The sequence below is a fragment of the Microvirga arabica genome, from assembly GCF_016811235.1.
Taxonomy (GTDB): Bacteria; Pseudomonadota; Alphaproteobacteria; order Rhizobiales; family Beijerinckiaceae; genus Microvirga; species Microvirga arabica.
This window is the reverse complement of record NZ_JAFBID010000107.1, coordinates 1-16,691: the sequence shown is the minus strand read 5'-3', so window position 1 is coordinate 16,691 and position 16,691 is coordinate 1. Positions and strand designations below refer to the sequence as shown.

17 protein-coding genes and 1 pseudogene are annotated in these 16,691 nt (G+C 61.8%); 2 read left to right on the top strand and 16 right to left on the bottom strand.

Annotation, left to right across the window (positions count from 1 at the left end):
• Positions 1 to 133: 133 nt before the first annotated feature.
• The 6 genes and pseudogenes from JQC81_RS29470 to pobA form a co-directional block, all read right to left on the bottom strand.
• Entirely contained in the window at positions 134 to 1,345 is a 1,212-nt protein-coding gene (locus JQC81_RS29470; RefSeq protein WP_203275340.1) for a tyrosine-type recombinase/integrase, read from the bottom strand.
• A 226-nt stretch (positions 1,346 to 1,571) separates the two neighbouring features.
• Positions 1,572 to 2,297, bottom strand: a complete 726-nt coding sequence (gene fhuF / locus JQC81_RS29465) for a siderophore-iron reductase FhuF (RefSeq protein WP_203275339.1) — start codon at positions 2,295 to 2,297, stop codon at positions 1,572 to 1,574.
• Positions 2,294 to 2,659, bottom strand: coding sequence for an MFS transporter (locus tag JQC81_RS33575; protein ID WP_246520738.1), 366 nt, complete (start codon positions 2,657 to 2,659; stop codon positions 2,294 to 2,296). Before JQC81_RS33575 ends, fhuF begins: the two co-directional genes overlap by 4 nt.
• A gap of 88 nt (positions 2,660 to 2,747) precedes the next feature.
• Positions 2,748 to 3,521: pseudogene (locus JQC81_RS33570) on the bottom strand (MFS transporter); the annotation flags it as partial.
• A gap of 47 nt (positions 3,522 to 3,568) precedes the next feature.
• On the bottom strand, positions 3,569 to 5,659 hold the full coding sequence (locus JQC81_RS29455; RefSeq protein ID WP_203275338.1) for a TonB-dependent siderophore receptor: 2,091 nt from the start codon (positions 5,657 to 5,659) through the stop codon (positions 3,569 to 3,571).
• Positions 5,660 to 5,945: 286 nt separating this feature from the next.
• On the bottom strand, positions 5,946 to 7,115 hold the full coding sequence (gene pobA, locus JQC81_RS29450; RefSeq protein ID WP_203275337.1) for a 4-hydroxybenzoate 3-monooxygenase: 1,170 nt from the start codon (positions 7,113 to 7,115) through the stop codon (positions 5,946 to 5,948).
• 187 nt (positions 7,116 to 7,302) lie between these two features.
• On the opposite strand from pobA, the gene JQC81_RS29445 reads away from it, so the two are divergent.
• Positions 7,303 to 7,470, top strand: coding sequence for a hypothetical protein (locus tag JQC81_RS29445; RefSeq protein ID WP_203275336.1), 168 nt, complete (start codon positions 7,303 to 7,305; stop codon positions 7,468 to 7,470).
• Positions 7,471 to 7,476: 6 nt separating this feature from the next.
• Here JQC81_RS29445 and JQC81_RS29440 read toward each other — a convergent pair whose 3' ends face one another.
• From JQC81_RS29440 to pcaD, 8 genes are read right to left on the bottom strand one after another with little or no spacing between them, the layout of a single operon-like run.
• A complete protein-coding gene (locus JQC81_RS29440; protein WP_376772474.1) occupies positions 7,477 to 8,544 on the bottom strand; it encodes a 3-carboxy-cis,cis-muconate cycloisomerase in 1,068 nt (355 codons plus the stop codon).
• Between the two features lie 11 nt (positions 8,545 to 8,555).
• Positions 8,556 to 9,764, bottom strand: coding sequence for a 3-oxoadipyl-CoA thiolase (gene pcaF, locus JQC81_RS29435; RefSeq protein ID WP_203275335.1), 1,209 nt, complete (start codon positions 9,762 to 9,764; stop codon positions 8,556 to 8,558).
• Between the two features lies 1 nt (position 9,765).
• On the bottom strand, positions 9,766 to 10,554 hold the full coding sequence (locus JQC81_RS29430) for a CoA-transferase subunit beta (RefSeq protein ID WP_203275334.1): 789 nt from the start codon (positions 10,552 to 10,554) through the stop codon (positions 9,766 to 9,768).
• 2 nt (positions 10,555 to 10,556) lie between these two features.
• Positions 10,557 to 11,402, bottom strand: a complete 846-nt coding sequence (locus tag JQC81_RS29425) for a CoA transferase subunit A (RefSeq protein WP_203275333.1) — start codon at positions 11,400 to 11,402, stop codon at positions 10,557 to 10,559.
• A 21-nt stretch (positions 11,403 to 11,423) separates the two neighbouring features.
• The gene (gene pcaG / locus JQC81_RS29420; RefSeq protein ID WP_203275332.1) at positions 11,424 to 12,050 is read right to left on the bottom strand and encodes a protocatechuate 3,4-dioxygenase subunit alpha; all 627 of its coding nucleotides are present in this window, start codon (positions 12,048 to 12,050) and stop codon (positions 11,424 to 11,426) included.
• Positions 12,050 to 12,775 (bottom strand): protocatechuate 3,4-dioxygenase subunit beta, encoded by a 726-nt coding sequence (gene pcaH / locus JQC81_RS29415; RefSeq protein ID WP_203275331.1) that lies wholly within the window; start codon positions 12,773 to 12,775, stop codon positions 12,050 to 12,052. Before pcaH ends, pcaG begins: the two co-directional genes overlap by 1 nt.
• A gap of 49 nt (positions 12,776 to 12,824) precedes the next feature.
• Positions 12,825 to 13,193 carry a 4-carboxymuconolactone decarboxylase gene (gene pcaC, locus JQC81_RS29410; protein WP_246520739.1) on the bottom strand — a complete coding sequence of 123 codons (369 nt, stop codon included), beginning with the start codon at positions 13,191 to 13,193 and terminating at the stop codon, positions 12,825 to 12,827.
• A 31-nt stretch (positions 13,194 to 13,224) separates the two neighbouring features.
• A complete protein-coding gene (pcaD, locus tag JQC81_RS29405) occupies positions 13,225 to 14,019 on the bottom strand; it encodes a 3-oxoadipate enol-lactonase (RefSeq protein ID WP_203275329.1) in 795 nt (264 codons plus the stop codon).
• Positions 14,020 to 14,182: 163 nt separating this feature from the next.
• Between pcaD and JQC81_RS29400 the strand changes: the two genes are divergently transcribed.
• The gene (locus JQC81_RS29400) at positions 14,183 to 14,965 is read left to right on the top strand and encodes an IclR family transcriptional regulator (RefSeq protein ID WP_203275328.1); all 783 of its coding nucleotides are present in this window, start codon (positions 14,183 to 14,185) and stop codon (positions 14,963 to 14,965) included.
• Here the strand turns inward: JQC81_RS29400 and JQC81_RS29395 are convergent.
• Together JQC81_RS29395 and JQC81_RS32805 are read right to left on the bottom strand one after the other, a co-directional pair.
• Positions 14,953 to 15,801, bottom strand: a complete 849-nt coding sequence (locus JQC81_RS29395; RefSeq protein ID WP_203275327.1) for a 3-oxoadipate:acetyl-CoA acetyltransferase — start codon at positions 15,799 to 15,801, stop codon at positions 14,953 to 14,955. The two genes, JQC81_RS29400 and JQC81_RS29395, sit on opposite strands and share 13 nt — an antisense overlap.
• Before the next feature lie 640 nt (positions 15,802 to 16,441).
• Positions 16,442 to 16,691, bottom strand: a 250-nt coding sequence (locus tag JQC81_RS32805) for a hypothetical protein (protein WP_210347315.1), incomplete at its 5' end; no start/stop codon positions are given.

Here is a 16,691-nt window from a genome sequence, read left to right as displayed (position 1 = left end):
GCGTCCGTCAAGACATAGCGATCCATCAAGAGCTTGAATCATAAGCCCAACCTCATGTGAATCCCCACAGACCTTAGCGTGGGTTGTTGTGGATTTCGGGTATCAACTGGGGTCTGTGGATATTTGCGACGCGCTAGTTTGAAGAGCCGCCCGCACTTGCATTGAAACGCAGAACATTTCCTTGGGGCTGCCGCTCAAGGAAATCAGCCCATGCGTCCATCAGCTTGCGGCGCTTCTCCAGAGCATCACCTCGCCGGTATGCCCGCTCGACCGCATCGCCCACGAGGTGAGCCAGAGCGGCCTCCGCCACTTCACGCGGAAAGTGGGTGCGTTCGCCTGCCCAGTCACGGAAGGCGCTACGGAAGCCGTGCACCGTGACATCGACCTTCATCCGCCGCAGCACCATCTCCAGCGCCATAACCGACAGCGGGCGCCCCGGCTTCATGCCAGGGAATACAAGGTCGCTGAGCCGCTTCTGCTGCATCTCCCGCAGGATCTCAACCGCTCGGGAAGAAAGCGGAACCCGGTGCTCCCGGCCTGCCTTCATGCGGGATGCAGGAACGGTCCAGACACCGGCTTCAAGATCAAACTCATTCCACAGGGCTCCGAACACCTCCCCGGACCGGGCGGCGGTGAGGATGGCGAACTCCAGAGCACGTGGGGCAATGCCCTCCCGCTCCCGCAGCTTCACCATGAACGCGGGCACCTCATCAAATGGCATCGCCTTGTGGTGGCCGCGTGTGAGCCTCGCCCGCTTAGGCAGAACAGCGTCGAGATGCCCTCGCCACCGAGCCGGGTTCTCGCCAGCCCCCTGCCCTCGCGCACGGGCAAAGTCGAACACCCGCTCCATTCGTCCCCTCAGCCGTGAGGCTGTCTCGGGCTTGGCCGTCCAAAGCGGCTGGAGAACCTTCAGGACCTCCTCAGTGCCAATCTCCGTCACCGGCTTGGCCCGGAGCGGTTCGCAGTAGACGGTGAGGGTCATCTTCCACTGGGCACGGTGCTTCTCGTTGCGCCAGGAGGAGGACATGCTCTCAATCAGAGCGTCCGCAGCCTCACCGAAGGTCATCACCTGGGGCTTGTTGTCCCGTGCCGCGATAGGGTCGAGCCCGTCCGCAAGCTTCTGGCGGACCTCTGCGGCCCTCTCGCGGGCTTTGGCGAGCGCCACATCCCGCAGCGGACCAAGCCCCATCTCCCGGCGCTTGCCGTCCGCCTTCCACATGAACACCCAGGAGCGGGCACCGCTGGCGGTGATGTTCAGGTAGAGCCCGCCGCCGTCAGAGTGCCGTCCCGGCTTTGTGAGTGTTGCGACCGTTCTGGCGCTCAACGTATGCAGCTGTCGTGCCATCTGCCCCTATCCTTCCCCACCTTCTTCCCCACCTTTGAGGCTGGATTGTAGCGGATGATGCTGGGCCACGTAAGATGCATGTCAGCGCAATAGCCTAGTTTTTCAGGGGATTTCCGGATGCAGCTAGATGTGGCTGGACGTTAGTATGGCGGACATCCCCTCCGCCACTTTTTGCTGATCGGACGCATAGAATCCCGCCTCTCCTCTGCGTGGCGAAGTTCCCCTCCTAGTTCCCAGCGTTCGCCGGCGGCGAAGGGCATATGCTTCCGCAGCACGCAACGCCGGGCAGGAGATAGCGCAGGCAGCAGAGCTTTCGCTGCCTGACCGTGATATCACCCTGCTTCACGTGCCGAACCAACCCGTACATGGGGTTGGACTGGCCATTGGTGCGGAGGCGAGTGCAGAGAAGCGAACGGCCCTCGTGCAGAGCGTCCGATCGGACCGTCCCTATCGCCTCAGCCTGATCAAGAGCCCACTCGAAGATGTCGGTGGCATTGTTCCACAGGAGGCGCGGCGAAACTTTGAACTGTGCGACGAAGTGCCGGATCAGGGGCTCCACATGGTTTTGAAAGAGGCGTGAGAAGCAGCCTTCGGAAACAGAAATCGCAGGAATTTCGTCGTTGGGGAGGACAATGGCCGTGGTCTTCCCCTTGCCGTCCACCGCAAGGCTGATCCGTTCCAGGTCGACGTGCAGATCGCGCCCGAGCAACAGCATCGCGGCGGTGGTGGGAATGATGAGAGCGCCAAAATGCCATTGCGTCCACATGGACACGATGGCCCGTCGGTCGCCTCCGGCATGAACCTCTGCAAACCGGGCCAGAAGGTTTTCCGAAGTATTTCGGTCGAGAAGATCGCGACCGGGAATGACGGAGCTGTGCTCTCCCGGAAGAGCCAGGGCATCCTTGTAGTGGACGAAGATTCCAGTGAAGCACGGGGCAAGCGACGGGATCATAGCTGGTGCGCCGCTACCCTTGGAGAAAGGCTGTTCTCTATTTCCTCAACCGAGGAAGGAGATCGCCGGCCTAGCAGAACAACGACCGGGAGCGCCACTACGGTAAGGAAGGCGGCAACTCCGAAGCAGGCGCTATAGCCGAAATGCTGCGCGATCCATCCCGATCCGATACCCCCGATCATGCTAACGAGTGCGTCCGTACATTGTAGGAGCGTGAAGTCGATGCCTGCCTGACGTGGGTCGGAAAGCTCCATGAACCTGGCGTATAACGCGACGAAACCGACCGCCAAAATCCCCGATGAGCTTGCCAGTGCCAGTGTGATTAAGAGCCATTGCGTCGTATCGCCTGCCCATGCGGCCAAGCCGAGGCCTGACAGTGCGGCCGTTTGCAGCCAGGATCATTATCGGCCGGGAGCCCCAGGCTCTGACACAGGCGCCTCCCAGGAGCGCGCAGGCAAAGCCGACGATCATTCCGCCTGTCCCGTTGATCGCTCCAAGCGATGTCAGATCGAGACCTGCATCGATGAGGAACGGGCCCATCATGAAGAGGCCCCATTTTTGGGACGCAGCATAAAAGGCGGCAAGGACGAGGCCCTTGCGCATCTCGACGCGCCTGAGGGCCTGCCCTATCGAGGGCCGGTGCAAACGCGCCGCTTCCGGCTTCGATGCTGGTGACAGGAGAAACGGCAGACCAAGCATGCCGAGGAGCGCTGCCATGGCGACCATCGCCCAGGTCCAGTTCACTTGCGCAACGAGCACCAGGAACAACCCGGATCCGATCGCCGCTCCGAGATAGGCACCTCCAACCTGTGCGGCGTTGCCCCAACCGTGGTGTCTCTGATGGAGGCTTTCCACGGCATGCCCGTCGCAGGCGATGTCGACCGTCGATGCCGCGAAGGCGATCGCCACGAAGATCGCCATGATCGGCCAGATATTTGTTGGGGCGATGAGGCCAGCCAGAATGAGGCCAGACGCGGAGATCAGGCCGCCGATCAGCACAATCGAGCGCGAACGGCTCGGACCGTTCTCAGGCAGTCGGAAGCGTTCAAGCGCCGGCGCCCAAAGAAATTTCAGGACCCAGGGCAGGACCACAAGATAGGTCAGGCCGATGGTGTCGAGGGACACTCCATGGTCACGAAGAACGCTCGGAAGAGCGGTGAACGTCACTCCGCTGATGATGCTCTGCCCGACATACAGCCCACTGATAGCAAGGACGACTGCCATGGGCGATCTGAGATCCCGCTTGGCGGGCTCCTGAGACCTCACCGCGCTCACCACCGGTAACGCAAGCTCGCAATGACCTTGCGACCTTCATCCCAGTAGCAGTAGTTCGACGTGCAGACCTGACCGTCCTCATCGAGGAGATTGGTGGCATTCACCTGGAAACGCATTCCTTTGAGACTTGGATTGATGTTTTCCAGGTCATAGCGGATCGAGGCATCGAGATAGGTGCGGGCATCATTCTCGATGATGGCGCGGTTGAGGGTGTCGCCGAAGCTGGAGCCCACATAGCGGACGCCGCCGGCGACGCCGAGACCTCTCGCCGGTCCCTCCTGGATTGTATAGTCGAGCCAGAGCGAGGCCATGTGGTTAGGCACGCTCGACAGTTGCTTGCCTTCTGTCTCGGGTGTCAGCTTCAGGATCTCGGCATCGGTGTATGAGTAGGTAGCCTGGAGGTTGAGCCCTTCGGCCAGAGATGCGACGCCTTCGACCTCGAAGCCACGCGAGCGCACATCGAGCTGAACCTGCCGGTTCAGGCCCTCGACCACCTGGTAGACCACCGCCCCATCTTGGCGCAGGTCGAAGATAGCCGCTCGCAGCGAGGCGTTGTAGCCCGGTAGATCGTACTTCACGCCAATTTCGAGCTGCTCGCCGGTTGTCGGCTCGGCCACACCGCCGTTGAGAACGGTGCCCGGGTTCGGGGTGAAGGACGTGCCGTAGCTCACGTAAGGCGCCAGTCCGAACTGGGTCACGTAGCCCAAGGCCGCACGCCCGGTGAACTTGGAGTCATTCTGATCGAACTCTGCTCCATTAGTTTCGAATTCGCTTGTCAGCCAGTCATGGCGGCCGCCCAGGGTCAGGCGCCAGTTCTGCCATTTGATTTGGTCCTGAACATAGATGCCGGTCAGTGTCTGGGTCTGCTCGTCGCGCTGGTAGATGCTGTCAGGATCCGCCCCAATGGGAACGGCGCCGAACGCCAGTCTATTTCTGTAGCTAAGGCGGCTGACATCGAGGCCAGCGAGAATTGTGTGATCAACCGCTCCCGCTCTGACGCGGCTTTCGAGATGCGTGTCGGTGACGACTCCCCAGTTCTGCTCGCGGACGAGCCCGGAGCCAGCGCCAAGGGAGTAATATTCCTGGTTGGTGCCGAGAGCCGAGAACCTCACGCGCTGGCGCAGGGTGAACATGTCGCTGAAGCGGTGCTCGAACTCGTAGCCGATCCGCCCCTGCTTCTGACGGTAATCGTTATAGCGGGGATCTCCTTCATAAACCCTGGTGGCGCCGATCACCCGGCCGGTCGAAACGCCGTTCGCGTCCAGTTCATAGTTGTTGACATAGGCCGCGCTGCCACCGGTGTTCGAGTCCATGTACTCGCCAAGCACCGTGAAGGTGGTCGCATCGTTTGGCTTCCAGGTGAAGGCAGGCGCTATGAGGACGCGGTCATCCTGTACCGCATCGATCTGGGTTCCCGCATCACGAACAAGGCCGGTCAGGCGGTAGAACAAAGTGTTGTCGGCGTTGACCGGCCCAGAGAGGTCGAAGTTGCCCTGCAAGCGGCCATAGGAGCCAGTCTGTATCTCGACTTCGCGGAAGGGCAGGAAGGTCGGACGCTTTGAGATCAGATCCACGATGCCACCGGTGCTGCTGGCGCCATAGATGGAAGCCGCGGGACCGCGCAGGATTGAGATGCCCTCAAGACCATAGGGCTCAAGCCGGAACAGACCGTTGGGGCTGTTGACCTGGCGCAGCCCGTCGCGGAACACGCCCGTATAGGTCATGTCGATGCCGCGGATCGTGAAGGCGTCGTAGCGCGTATCGAAGCCATAGCTCCCAACCCGCGCTCCGGGCGTGTAGGCGACCGCATCGAGCAGCGCCTGAGGCTTCCGGTCATCGAGCTGCTGCTGCGTAATGGTCGAGATAGATTGAGGCGTCTCCAGAAGAGGCGTGTCGGTCTTCGTCGCGGTGCGGGACGAAGTGGCGACGTAGCCATTGGCCGAAATCGGGCCGCCCTGCCCCTCCCGCGTGCCCTCGACTGTCACTTCATCGAGTTCGATGACACCCTGCCCGCTGGCCTGAGCGAATGTTTGACCTGGGATAAAAGCAAGAGCAGTGGATGCAAGGAGCACAAAGGGGAGCTTCACGGCGGAAACCTTCATTACACAACGATAGTTTCCGCCTAGCAGAGGCGCCAATTACGAGTCAAATACTATAGTTTTTAATCATTTTAACTTGAAAATTGCTCTTTATATTGCTTCTAAATTCTACTTAGAATATTTCTATATTATAAATGGTCTATTATTGCGGCCGCTATCGGCTCAGCAGGCAGGTCCGGTCGGTTTAGAAGGAGGGCGACTTCCAAGCACAAGGGAGACCAGCACCCGAAGCCTGGGCGCAACTGATCGTCGGCAGTGGGTCATTCAAGCGGGTTCAGAACGGCAGTCCGGTGTAGTTCTCGGCCAGTGAGCGGGCCGCAGCCGTGGAGCCCCTGAGATAGTCGAACTCCGCTCTTTGAATGCGCCTGCCGAACGGATCCGTATCCGGGAAGGTGTGGAGAATAGACGTCATCCACCAGGAGAACCGCTCGGCCTTCCAGATTCGTGACAGCACACGCGCGGAATAGCCGTCGATCCCGGCGGAGGATTGCTCGGTGTAGTACTCGATCAGCGCCTCCGCCAAAGCGGCAACATCGCTGGCCGCGAGGTTCAAGCCCTTGGCCCCGGTCGGCGGCACGATATGAGCCGCATCGCCGGCAAGAAACAGGCGCCCGAAGCGCAGTGGCTCGGCCACGAAGCTCCTCAGGGGTGCAATGGATTTCTCGATTGACGGACCTGTCACCAGGTTGTCAGCCGTTTCCTCGTCGATACGCCGCCGCAGCTCGTCCCAGAAACGCTGATCCGACCACTCTTCCAACCTGTCGCTGGAAGGCACCTGAACGTAGTAGCGGCTGCGGGTGGGCGACCTCATGGAGCAGAGGGCAAAGCCGCGCTCGTGATGGGCGTAGATCAACTCGTCGGCAACAGGCGGCTTGTCGACGAGAATGCCCAGCCAGCCGAAAGGATAGACCCGTTCAAACGTGCGCAGCGCTTCCTGAGGGACGCTGGCGCGAGACACGCCGTGATAGCCGTCGCAACCGGCGATGAAGTCGCAGGCAAGCTCGTGCTCGACGCCATCCTTCACATAACGTACCTTCGGCCCGTCCCTGTCGAAGTCGTGCAGAGAGACGTTTTCCGCTTCATAGATGGTCGTCAGACCTGAACCATCGCGGGCCTGCATGAGGTCGCGGGTGACCTCCGTCTGCCCATAAACCATCACCGTGCGGCCGATCAGCTCTTGGAAGTTGAAGCGGTGGCGGTCGCCGTCGAAGCAGAACTCGACGCCCTCGTGGACGAGACCTTCGGCGTGCATTTTCTCGCCGACCCCTGCCCTGTCCAGGAGTTCCACCGTGCCCTGTTCCAGTACACCGGCCCGGATGCGGCTTAAGACATAGTCCTGACTGCGGCGCTCCAGGATCACGGTCTCGATTCGAGCATTCTCCAGGAGCCGCCCCAGCAGGAGCCCGGCCGGACCCGAGCCGATGATGGCGACCTTTGTACGCATGGCAATCTTCTCCTGAAGGCCGCTGCCACGGCCATTTTGGGCAGAATGGACCTCAGCTGTGCAACAAACAATATGAAGGCGCTTTGTCTCGGAGCTCAGAGTTCCAACCGACCCAAGCCCATCCTTACAAGGTGCGGCGGCAGAAACCTATGACGCTACGCCACGTTTCCCTGGCACGGAGGAGCCCATGTCCGACACAGATCGAAAGAACCCCGGGGATGAGGATGCGCCGGGCACGAAGCAGACGGGGGAGAACATCTGCCCGACCTGCAATGGATCCGGTCGCATCAGCGAGAAGCCCTGTCCAGATTGCGGCGGTTCGGGCCGGATCACCGCAATCGTTGGAGATGCGTGAAAAAGGTCAAACCCGGGCCTGCGAGGCCGAGAAACTCATCCCTCCAACCAAGGCTTGAGCGCTTCTCAAGCCCGCAGCGGTTGCCACAACCATCTGCGGCAGCACCATCCACTCGAGGGTCCACGCGGCGCCGGACCGCTCGTTCTCATGCACGAGAGCCTGATGAAGCGTTCCGAGCAGGCCCGCGTTGAACCGGGCCAGGGTCACGAGGATCTCTGCCGGCACGGGATTGGACTTATGCGGCATGGCCGATGAGCCGCCGCCGGTGGCAAGCCGCACCTCGGCCACTTCATTCTGGGCCATGAGAACAACGTCCTGGCCGATCTTCCCCAGGGTTCCGGAGAGAAGCGACAGGAAGGCGGCAAACTCGCCGATCCGGTCCCGCTGAGAGTGCCAGGACGGCGCCGCGCTGAGCCCGAGGATCTTGGCCAAAGCATCGGCTACGGCATCGCCATGGCCCTTCAATTCGGCCCTGGTGCCAACAGGGCCGCCGAGCTGGACTGCCAGAACCAGCCGAGCAAGCGCATCCAGAGCGTTCCGGTGCCGCTCCAGCGGCTGGATCCAGGTGTCGATCTTGTCGGCGGCCGCAAATGGAAGCGCCTGCTGCATGCGCGTATGTGCCATCAGGGGTGTCTCACCATCGCGATCCTTGAGAGCGCGAAGGGTATGGATCAACCCATCCAGACGATACTTGAAGATCTCGACCGCGCTCTTCAGACGAAGCGCGAGAGCCGTGTCGATGATGTCCTGGCTTGTCGTGCCGAAATGCACAGCCTTCGCGTGAGCCTCTCCGACAGCGGTTCGCAACTGCTTGACGAAGACCGGAACGATTACTCCGTCTTGTGCCAAACCCGCAGCCAAACCGGCCCAATCGGCCTGGAAGGAGCCGCAGGCTTCTGTAATTCGCTTCGCTGCCTCATCGCTGATCAGGCCAGCCTGCGCCTCGGCCTGGGCAAGAGCGGCCTCAACGCGCAACAGGGCCGAGAGCTCGGCTTCATTCGAGAACAGCGCTCCCACCTCCTCGTCGCCGACGAGGGCCTGCAGCAAGGGGTCTGGGAGCGTCTGTGTCATCATGGCGGGCGAGCTTAAACAGCCTCAAGGGCGATGGAGATGCCCTGCCCGACACCCACACACATGGTGGCCAGGGCGCGCTTCCTGCCCCGCAGCCTCAACTCAAGTGCCGCCGTGCCGGTGATGCGGGCGCCAGACATGCCGAGCGGGTGCCCGAGCGCGATGGCGCCGCCATTCGGGTTCACGTGCTCAGCATCTTCCGGGATGCCGAGTTCGCGAAGAACGGCAAGGCCCTGGCTGGCAAAAGCCTCGTTCAGTTCCACCACGTCAAAGTCGGTCGGCTTGAGGCCCAGGCGGGTGCAGAGCTTCTTGGTGGAAGGCGCCGGTCCGATGCCCATGATCCGCGGCGGCACGCCGGCCGTTGCCCCGCCGAGCACCCGGGCGATGGGCTCCAGACCATACTTCCTGACCGCTTCCTCAGACGCGATGATCAAGGCGGCCGAGCCGTCATTGACGCCAGACGCGTTGCCGGCTGTCACCGTGCCCCCTTCCTTCCGGAACGGCGTGGGGAGTTTCGCCAACTGCTCCAGGGTGGTATCACCGCGGGGGTGCTCGTCCTTGTCGACGACCACCGGATCGCCCTTCCGTTTCGGGATCGTGACCGGCACGATCTCCTGGGCCAGACGTCCATTCGCCTGAGCGGCGGTGGCCTTCTTCTGTGAGCGTAGGGCGAAGGCATCCTGATCCTCACGGGAGACGCCGAAATCCGCCGCCACGTTCTCACCGGTTTCCGGCATGGAATCGACGCCGTATTGCTGTTTCATCAACGGGTTGATGAAGCGCCAGCCGATGGTCGTATCGAAGATCTCGGCATTGCGGGAAAAGGCCGTATCGGCCTTGGGCATGACGTAGGGTGCGCGCGACATGGATTCCACACCGCCGGCAATCATCATTTCAGCCTCGCCTGCCTTGATGGCGCGGGCCGCGGCGATGACCGCATCCATGCCGGAGCCGCAGAGACGGTTGATGGTGGTGCCCGGAATGGAGCCGGGCAGGCCTGCCAGCAGCACGGCCATGCGTGCCACGTTGCGGTTGTCCTCGCCCGCCTGGTTGGCGCAGCCATAGAACACGTCCTCGACAGCCTCGAAGTCGATGTTCGGGTGGCGCTCCATCAGAGCCCTCAATGGAACTGCTGCGAGATCATCCGCACGGACACTCGACAGGGAGCCGCTATAGCGGCCGATGGGCGTGCGTACGTAGGCGCAGATATAGGCTTCCCGCATGTCAGCTTCCCTTCTTGCCACCGTGAGCCTTCTCAGTTCTCGCCTGAAGCTCGCGCAAGGTGGTGAGTTCGAGTTCGGATGGCGGTGGCGTTTCCTCAAGGCGTTCCGAGAAGCGCACCTTCCAGCCGCAGGTGTCCTGCATCCTGTCTCTTGTCACACCCCGGTGCATGGACACAACCGTGAACTCCTTGGTCTCGGGATCAGGCTTCCAGATCGCCAGATCCGTGATCAGGAGAGTCGGCCCCTTGGTGGTGATGCCGAGCCGCTGGCGGTGGTTGCCACCCTCGCCGTGTCCGAGCGAGGTGTAGAAATCGATCTTGTCCACCATCCCGCGGGTGGTCTGCTTCAAGGTGATGAACACCTCCTGGCAGGAGGTGGCAATCTCGGGCGCGCCACCGCCGCCGGGCAGCCGCACCTGCGGCTTGTGGTAATCGCCAATCACCGTGGTGTTGATGTTGCCGAAGCGGTCGAGTTGGGCGGCGCCCAAGAACCCGATGGAGATGCGCCCGCCCTGGAGCCAGTAGCGGAACATCTCCGGCACCGACACGGTGGTCACGGCCGTTTCGCACAGCACGCCGTCGCCGATGGAAAGCGGCAGCACGTCCGGCGCGGTGCCAATGGTGCCGCTCTCATAGATCAAGGTAATGTCGGGCGCATGGGTGAGCCGCGCCACGTTGCAGGCAGCCGAGGGCGCACCGATCCCGACGAAGCACACATCGTCGTTGGACAGAGCGCGGGCCGCCGCAATGGTCATCATCTCATTGGGCGTGAAGTCGGAAAGGTTCGTCATGCTTACAGTCCCTTCACGCGAGCGGCGAAGACTTCAGGCCCGGCATCAAGCACGTTCTCCCTCATCCAGGCGGTGAAGAGATCCCGGTCGGCGGAGATCTTGTCCCACTCCATATAGGCGGCGTTGTCGCGGTCGTAATAGCCGTGGGTGTAGGACGGGTGTGCTCCGCCCGGAACGTGGGCAATGGACGTGACGGTCCAATGCGGCAGCACGCACAGGTTCGGGTGCAGATCGTCGAAATCCTCGACGATTTCCTCGACGGTGACCACGGAACGCTTGGAGGCCAGGACCGCTTCCTTCTGCACGCCCACGATACCCTCGACCAGCACGTCGCCGCGCCTGTTCGCCTTCTGGGCATGGATGAAGGCCACATCGGGCCGATGGGCCGGCACGGCCGCGAGTTCCTCGCCCGTGAACGGGCAGGTGACGCTCTTAATCATCGGATTGACGTCTTTCAGGCCCGCGCCGCGGTATCCGCGGAACACAGCGCACGGAAGGCCTGCGGCTCCGGCCTCGTAGGCATTGGCCATGGCGGCGTGGCTGTGCTCCTCCGTCTCGATAGCGCGCGGCCAATTGTTTTCGATGGCGTCCCGCATGCGGCGCAGCAGGCCAACGCCCGGGTTGCCAGCATAGGAGAAGATCACCTTCCTGGCCAAGCCCATGCCGATCAGCTGGTCGTAGATGATGTCGGGGGTCATGCGGATCAGCGTCAGGTCCTTGCGGCCCTGGCGGATCACCTCATGGGCAGCCGCATGGGGAATGAGATGGGTGAACCCCTCGAACGCGACGGCGTCGCCGTCGCGCAGGTTCTCGGCAACAGCCTCCTTGAGGCTTTGAAACTTGGCCATCATACGCTCTCAGGTCGATGTTCAGATGTCGAAGAACACGGTTTCCTTCTCACCCTGGATATGGATGTCGAAGGTATAGGTCGGCAGGCCGTTCTCCTCAGCCCTGGTGGCAATCAGAGTTGGGACTCGCGCCTTGTGGGCGATCCGGGCAAGGACCGGGCATTCGGCATTGGCGGCCTCCTCGTCGCTGAAATACAGGCGGGTGTGCAGGCCGGTGTTGATGCCGCGGGCGACGATCCAGACCGTGATGTGCGGGGCCATCAGTCGGCCGTCCTTGTAGGGAACGCGACCGGGCTTGATGGTCTCGAACCGATATTCTCCGGTCGTGCCGTCAGCGGGCTGCCGGCCCCAGCCGACGAAGTTCGGATCGGCCTTGCCGCGCTTTTCCTGCGGACTGTTGTAGAGCCCGTCGGCATCGGCCTGCCAGATCTCGATGAGAGCGTCCCTCAAACTATCGCCGGCGCCGTCGAACACGCGACCCTTGATGACGATGCGCTCGCCCTTGGTCTCGGGGCCAACTAGGACAAGCCCGAGATCCTCCTGCCAGACGCCGGTGATCTCGACCCAGTTGGGGTTCGTGCCGATATGGACATAGGGACCTGCCGTCTGGGACGGGGATTCCTTCAGGAGTGACAATTTCTGGACCATCAGTTCCCCTCCATGCGGTTCTCGAACATGGTCGAGCGGCGGCCTCGCAGGACGATGTCGAACTTGTAGGCCAGCGCATCCATGGGCAGCGTATTCTGACGGTCGAGAGCAGCAACCAACTGCTCGATAGCGGCCTTGTCCGGAATCGTCGCCACGATGGGATCCTGCCAGATCATCGGATCGCCTTCGAAGTACATCTGGGTGATCAGCCGCTGCGCGAAGGCATGGCCGAAGACCGAGAAGTGAATGTGGGCGGGACGCCAGTCGTTGACGCCGTTCGGCCAAGGGTACGCGCCGGGCTTGATGGTGCGGAACCAGTAGCGGCCTTCCTCATCGGTGATCACGCGCCCGCAACCACCGAAGTTCGGGTCAATGGCCGCGAGATAGGTTTCCTTCTTGTGACGGTAGCGCCCGCCCGCATTAGCCTGCCAGAACTCCAGAAGGGCGCCAGGCACGGGCCGGGCGTTCTCGTCGAGCACGCGACCGTAAACGACGATCCTCTGGCCGATAGGGTCGCCGGTTTTGGCGAAGTTGCGGAGCAGGTCGTTGTCGAGTGGCCCAAGCTTGTCATGGCCGAAGACAGGGCCGGTCAGCTCCGAGATCGTATTCTCCAGGGACAGGAGCGGCTGCTGCGGGGAGCGCAGAACCGAAGTCTTGTAGGAGCGCGTGAAGGCCGGTGGATGCCAGCTCCGATCCCGTTGGTAGAATGATCCCTGATCCGACATCTTTTCTTCCCTTCAAGCACTCACCTTCACCTTCCGTAGGCGCTTTTCGCTAGGCCTGCGGCGCGGGATTCGCTTCCATCTCTGCAAACGTCTTTTTGACGATTTTGATGGCGTGGTTGGCCGCCGGCACGCCGGCGTACACGGCGACATGCATCAGCGCTTCCTTGATGTCTTCCTTCGTGGCGCCCGTGTTGCGCGTGGCGCGGACGTGCATCGCCACCTCGTCGTCCTGACCCAAGGCGGCAAGCAGCGCGATGGTCACGATGGAGCGTTCCCGCTTGGTGAAATGCGGCCGCGACCAAACCGAGCCCCAGGCGCTCTCAGTAATGAAGGTCTGAAAGTCTGCATCGAAGTCCGTCACCTGGGCCGTCGCCCGGTCCACATGGGCATCGCCCAGCACTTGGCGGCGAACCGCCATGCCTGCCTTGTAACGCTCGCTCTCGCTGTTCTCAGACAAGTCCCGCCTCCTTGAGATGCTGCGTGATGAGCCCCGACAGTTCCGCAGGCTTCTCGACACAGGGAATGTGCCCTGCCCCTGCGATGAGCGCAAACCGGGCCCCCGGGATGAGATCAGCCGTTGCCTTCACGACATCTGCCGGCGTCGACCCATCCTGATCGCCTGCCACGCAGAGGGTCGGCACCGCGATCCGGCCTGCATCCGGCCTCAGATCCGCATCACGGATTGCCGCACAGGTGCCTGCATAGCCATGGGCTGGGGTGCGGACCAGCATATTGCGCCAGCCGGCGAGTTCGTCGGCCCGCGTCTCGTGGAACAGCGGCGTGAACCAGCGCTGGAGGACAGCGTCGGCGATAGGATCAATGCCCCCGGCCTCAACGGCGCCGATCCGGTCTGCCCAAAGTTCGGGCGTGCCGATCTTCGCGGCGGTGCAGCAGAGGGTGATGGACTGTACCCGCTCGGGTGCTCGCACCGTCATACGCTGCGCGATCATGCCGCCGACCGAAAGCCCAACGAGGGATGCCCTCTCAACGCCATGATGATCGAGGAGTGCCAGGAGATCGTCGTTGTGCTCATCAATGGTGTAAGGCGCGGACGGCGCGTCGGAGAGGCCGTGTCCACGCTTGTCGTAAAGGATGACCCGAAATCGCTCGGTGAACGCCGGAGCGACCTCCTGCCAGATGCGCAGATCGCTCCCCAGAGAGTTGATGAAGACAAGAGACGGACCACCGGATGGCCCGAACACCTGATGGTGAAGAACAACGTCGTTGACGCGTGCGAATGCCATCTCTCACCTCGACACGGTTCATTCCCATCAGGGACAGGAGCCTCGCTCCAAAGCCTAACGAGTTGTTCGCAGTGCGAACATTGAATCTCATATCGCACATGTAGTACGGTTCTGGCACAGGGTGTCAAGGCTACGAAAGTTCAGCGAACCACCCGGAGCATCAATGCACGACCTATCAACCGAGGATCAGAGTGCCGGAGATCGTGACTTCGTTGCGAGTCTCGAAAAGGGCCTGCTGGTCATTGAGGCTTTCGATGTGAGCCGGCCTCGGCTCACCTTGTCCGATGTGTCAAAGCTGACCGGCATCACCCGCGCGGCCGCCCGGCGCTATCTGCTGACGCTGACCAAGCTGGGCTACGCCGAGTTCGACGGACGCTACTTCAGCCTCACCCCCCGGATCCTGCGCCTCGGCTACGCCTATCTTTCCTCAGCTTCTCTTTCAGCGCAGGTTCAGCCGCTCCTGGAGCGGATCTCCGAAGAGACGGGGGAGTCGAGTTCAGCCGCGGTCCTCGATGGTGACGACATCGTCTATATCGCCCGCTCGGCTACACGTCGGATCATGTCGATCGGACTGGGCGTCGGAAGCCGCCTCCCCGCCCATTGCACCGCCTTGGGCCGCGCAATCCTGGCCTACCAGCCGGAGGATGCGCTCAGGGCGTATATGCAACGGGTCAGGCTGGAGGCTCGCACGCCGAAGACGATCACGGACAAGGCCGCTTTTCAGTCTGCCCTCGATGCGACCCGCGCTCAGGGCTACGCGATCGTCAACGAGGAACTGGAATACGGGCTTCGCTCCATTGCCGTTCCGGTGGTGCAGAAGAACGGCCGGGTGACCCTTGCCCTGAACCTCAGCGCTCAGGCCGGACGCATCTCGGCCGAGGAGATGGAGGAGCGTTTCTTGCCTCTTTTGAAATCAGCCAGCGAGACTTTGCGCTACATGCTCTGAGGTGCCGCTATGGGACGGCATCCGAGGAGCATGCGCGCCTCCTCGGTCGAGGCGACGCGATACCCGTGCCTCTCGACGGCGAGCACCGCATGCTCCACCAGCTCGGCATTGCTCACCGCAAGGCGGTCCTTCGTAATACGGATATTGTCCTCAAGGCCGGTACGAACCGCATCGGCACCTCGGCTGAGTGCCCAATCCATGACCTTGGCCTGATGCCGCCCGATGCCCGCGGCTGTCCAGGTGCAGGTTGGGAACAGGTGCTTGGCCTCCTTCAGGAGAATATCGAGCAGGCGCTCCTCGGCAGGCAGCGCGTTCTGCACCCCCATGACGAACTGGATATGCGGCTGCTCGTCCATGAGACCCTTGTCAGCCAGCCGCCTCGCCCCGTGAAGATGGGATAGGTCGAAGATTTCGATCTCCGGCCGGATCCTGAACTCCTTCATCTTTCCGGCCATGTCTTCGACGAGGCTTGTGTGGTTCTCGTAGACGATGGTCGGGAAGTTGACGGAGCCGGTCGACAGGGAGGCCATGTCCGGGCGCAGATGAAGGGCGCTGCTGCGCTGGCCGGGATCCCGCCCTCTCCCTCCGGTGGAGAACTGAATGATCATGCCGGGGCACTGCTCGGCGATTCCAGTCTGGACGGCCGCGAAGCGCTCGGGATCGGAGGAGGGCGTCTCATCGTCATTGCGCACATGAATATGGACCAGCGTCGCACCAACCTCATAGGCCTGCCGGGTCGACTCGATCTCCTCGGCCGGCGTGATCGGCACGGCCGGATTGTCCTTCTTGCGCGGAACCGATCCGGTGATCGCGACGGCGATGACAACAGGTTTCACGCCCTTCCTCCGAACTCAAGTCCCGTGCAACGCTAGGTGACATAGAGCGCAGGTGGCCGGAGGTGAACCGTACCATGTCACAAGGTCCGGAAATGCCAAGCTTTTCCTCACTTAGTGGAATAGCTTCAGTGCTACCCTAAAGAGCATTCATCCTTTGGGACGAGTGACCGGCCTGACCTGTCAACGATCTCTGCAGCCCTCTCCTTTAAAGCAGCTTCTCCAATCCCCATATCAGTTGGTGTGAGGGTTGGTGTTCTTCCCGGTTCTTGGGGCGCATTCACAAAGCGCTTGCAAAATGTCCGGGGGTGTTTATATCGGCGCCTCCTGTTTCTGGGATGCTTCGCTTTGGCGGCATTTCCGGATTTTTCCGACATTACGGGTTTTTGGCCTGGGGCGTGAGCTTCGGTGTTTCCTGTGGTGTGCGGGCAACCTGGAGGGTTTGTCTTCCGGGTTTGGCTAAGAGCTGTGGTGGTTCGATGGGTATCGGGCGCGCTGTTTTTGCTCCTCTGGCGGTTCTTGTCCGGCATGGGCTGCGGGTTTATGGCCTGGCAGCAAGGTCAACGCGGAAATGATCTCATTTCTGTGAGCGGGAAAGCTGTGTCTGTACTTGTGCGGCCGCAGCATTCCATCGAGAAGAACTTTAAAATTCTTGTCGAATGCTGTTGACACCGGTCCGGGCTTTGACTAAATAGGGTTCATCGACGGCGACCACCACCACTTGGTGGCTTGCCTGACGGGGCCTCCTGATCCTGGCGCTTTGAGCGGCTGGGGTTGCGCGAGGTTCTGTTCTTCGTCTTTGGTGGCGGGGAATTTTGCTCTTTGACATTGTTGAGAGGGGAAGAGAAGCGTAGGCGGCGGTGTCCTTGCGCCGATCCGAGAGGATCGGATGA

Coding starts and splice junctions, on each gene's coding strand:
- JQC81_RS29470 (WP_203275340.1), bottom strand. CDS start 1,345: ATGGCACGACAGCTGCATACGTTGAGCGCCAGAACGGTCGCAACACTC.
- fhuF (WP_203275339.1), bottom strand. CDS start 2,297: ATGATCCCGTCGCTTGCCCCGTGCTTCACTGGAATCTTCGTCCACTAC.
- pobA (WP_203275337.1), bottom strand. CDS start 7,115: ATGCGTACAAAGGTCGCCATCATCGGCTCGGGTCCGGCCGGGCTCCTG.
- JQC81_RS29445 (WP_203275336.1), top strand. CDS start 7,303: ATGTCCGACACAGATCGAAAGAACCCCGGGGATGAGGATGCGCCGGGC.
- JQC81_RS29440 (WP_376772474.1), bottom strand. CDS start 8,544: ATGATGACACAGACGCTCCCAGACCCCTTGCTGCAGGCCCTCGTCGGC.
- pcaF (WP_203275335.1), bottom strand. CDS start 9,764: ATGCGGGAAGCCTATATCTGCGCCTACGTACGCACGCCCATCGGCCGC.
- JQC81_RS29430 (WP_203275334.1), bottom strand. CDS start 10,554: ATGACGAACCTTTCCGACTTCACGCCCAATGAGATGATGACCATTGCG.
- JQC81_RS29425 (WP_203275333.1), bottom strand. CDS start 11,402: ATGGCCAAGTTTCAAAGCCTCAAGGAGGCTGTTGCCGAGAACCTGCGC.
- pcaG (WP_203275332.1), bottom strand. CDS start 12,050: ATGGTCCAGAAATTGTCACTCCTGAAGGAATCCCCGTCCCAGACGGCA.
- pcaH (WP_203275331.1), bottom strand. CDS start 12,775: ATGTCGGATCAGGGATCATTCTACCAACGGGATCGGAGCTGGCATCCA.
- pcaC (WP_246520739.1), bottom strand. CDS start 13,193: ATGGCGGTTCGCCGCCAAGTGCTGGGCGATGCCCATGTGGACCGGGCG.
- pcaD (WP_203275329.1), bottom strand. CDS start 14,019: ATGGCATTCGCACGCGTCAACGACGTTGTTCTTCACCATCAGGTGTTC.
- JQC81_RS29400 (WP_203275328.1), top strand. CDS start 14,183: ATGCACGACCTATCAACCGAGGATCAGAGTGCCGGAGATCGTGACTTC.